Source organism: Phaeobacter sp. HS011 (genome assembly GCF_018101215.1).
GTDB classification, from domain to species: Bacteria; Pseudomonadota; Alphaproteobacteria; order Rhodobacterales; family Rhodobacteraceae; genus Phaeobacter; species Phaeobacter inhibens.
On the sequence record NZ_JAGEUF010000016.1, the window covers coordinates 1 to 2,500 of the forward strand.

Consider the following 2,500-nt stretch of genomic DNA (forward strand, 5'->3'; position numbering starts at 1 on the left):
CAAACGCGAGAAGCGCCCCTTGGGGCGCTGTTGCGTTATTGCTTGGTATATTTGGTTGCGGGAGTAGGATTTGAACCTACGACCTTCAGGTTATGAGCCTGACGAGCTACCGGGCTGCTCCATCCCGCGACATTTTTATTTAGGCTCTGGCACGTTTCGCTATTTGAGCCTTTATTTGCTTTATCACTGATGTTGTGATTGAGCATTTGTCCCTTCAGAGGGGTATATCTGAAGGTATTTTTTGTTGTTATCGTTTAGTTTTATGGATTTTACTAGGTTTGGCGGTGACCTACTCTCCCACGCCTTAAGACGCAGTACCATCGGCGCAACAGTGCTTAACTTCCGGGTTCGGGATGGGACCGGGTGTTTCACTTGCGCTATGACCACCAAACCGAGGAAAATCCATATTCACGATCTTTATGAGAGATCGCAGAGATACAATCGCGATGAAGTCCAAGTTTTTTTTGCTTTTGGTTCATTGTGTCACTGACTGTTACTGGAACAGATCAAGCCTATCGGGCGATTAGTACCGGTCAACTGAATGCATTGCTGCACTTACATCTCCGGCCTATTGACGAGGTGGTCTACCTCGGCCCTCAGGGATACCTTGTTTTGAGGGGGGCTTCCCGCTTAGATGCCTTCAGCGGTTATCCTGTCCGATCATAGCTACCCAGCACTGCTATTGGCATAACAACTGGTCCACCAGTGGATCGTTCACCCCGGTCCTCTCGTACTAGGGGCAACTCCTCTCAAGTATCCTACACCCACGGCAGATAGGGACCGAACTGTCTCACGACGTTCTAAACCCAGCTCACGTACCTCTTTAAACGGCGAACAGCCGTACCCTTGGGACCTGCTCCAGCCCCAGGATGAGATGAGCCGACATCGAGGTGCCAAACACTGCCGTCGATATGGACTCTTGGGCAGTATCAGCCTGTTATCCCCGGCGTACCTTTTATCCGTTGAGCGATGGCCCTCCCACTTGGGACCACCGGATCACTATGGCCGACTTTCGTCTCTGCTCGACTTGTCAGTCTCGCAGTCAGGCTGGCTTCTGCCATTGCACTCAACGAGCGATTTCCGACCGCTCTGAGCCAACCTTCGCGCGCCTCCGTTACGCTTTAGGAGGCGACCGCCCCAGTCAAACTACCCGCCACGCAGGGTCCCGGATCCGGATAACGGACCGCGGTTAGATATCAAGAGTGCGAAGGGTGGTATCTCAAGGGAGGCTCCACGTGAACTAGCGTTCACGCTTCGATGCCTACCACCTATCCTGCACGTCACAATCCTGATACCAGTGCGAAGCTGTAGTAAAGGTGCACGGGGTCTTTCCGTCTAACCGCGGGAAGCCTGCATCTTGACAGGCAATTCAATTTCGCTGAGTCGATGTTGGAGACAGCGGGGAAGTCGTTACGCCATTCGTGCAGGTCGGAACTTACCCGACAAGGAATTTCGCTACCTTAGGACCGTTATAGTTACGGCCGCCGTTTACCTGGGCTTCAATTCGGAGCTCTCACCCCTCCTTTTAACCTTCAGGCACCGGGCAGGCGTCAGACCCTATACGTCGTCTTGCGACTTCGCAGAGCCCTGTGTTTTTAATAAACAGTCGCCACCCCCTGGTTTGTGCCCCCAGCTCCAAGTTGCCTTGGAACCGGGCCTCCTTCTCGCGAACTTACGGAGGTATTTTGCCGAGTTCCTTCAACATCGTTCTCTCAAGCGCCTTGGTATTCTCTACCAGTCCACCTGTGTCGGTTTAGGGTACGGTCTCATGGAGGGCTATTTCCAGGGACTGATCAGCAGCCCATTCAATCCGATAAGGATGAACTACCTTCACAATCCGTCACATCCTCCTGGCCTAGGAATATTAACCTAGTTCCCATCGGCTACGCCTTTCGGCCTCGCCTTAGGGGCCGGCTTACCCTGCTCAGATTAGCTTTAAGCAGGAACCCTTGGACTTTCGGCGAGAGTGTCTCTCACACTCTTTGTCGCTACTCATGTCATCATTCTCGCTAGTGATCTCTCCACGGGATCGCTCACGCGCCCGCTTCATCGAAAGCCTCGCGTCTCCAATGTGCCCGAAGACACTAAGGAGACATGAGACTATGTCACACTACGCTCTGCTACCATGCACTATGTGCATCCTAAGCTTCGGCTCATGGCTTGAGCCCCGTTACATCTTCGCCGCAGGACGTCTTAATTAGACCAGTGAGCTGTTACGCTATCTTTAAAGGATGGCTGCTTCTAAGCCAACCTCCTGGTTGTTTTGGACATCCCACCTGCTTTCCCACTTAGCCATGAATTAGGGGCCTTAGCTGTAGGTCAGGGTTGTTTCCCTCTCCACTACGGACGTTAGCATCCGCAGTGTGTCTGCCATCTAGTACTCCCGGGTATTCGGAGTTTGGTTAGGATCAGTAAGCCTGTGGGGCCCCATTACCCATCCAGTGCTCTACCCCCCGGGGTATTCGGATGACGCTCTACCTAAATAGATTTCGCAGAGAAC

At 52.8% G+C, this 2,500-nt stretch carries 1 tRNA gene and 2 rRNA genes (1 of these 3 cut by a window edge); all 3 read right to left on the bottom strand.

The window, feature by feature from the left end:
• Positions 1-52: 52 nt before the first annotated feature.
• Positions 53-129: transfer RNA gene (locus tag J4721_RS19545), tRNA-Met, on the bottom strand.
• Between the two features lie 147 nt (positions 130-276).
• Positions 277-391: ribosomal RNA gene (gene rrf, locus J4721_RS19550) — 5S ribosomal RNA — on the bottom strand.
• 111 nt (positions 392-502) lie between these two features.
• Positions 503-2,500, bottom strand: a 23S ribosomal RNA gene (locus J4721_RS19555) (it continues 830 nt past the right edge of the window).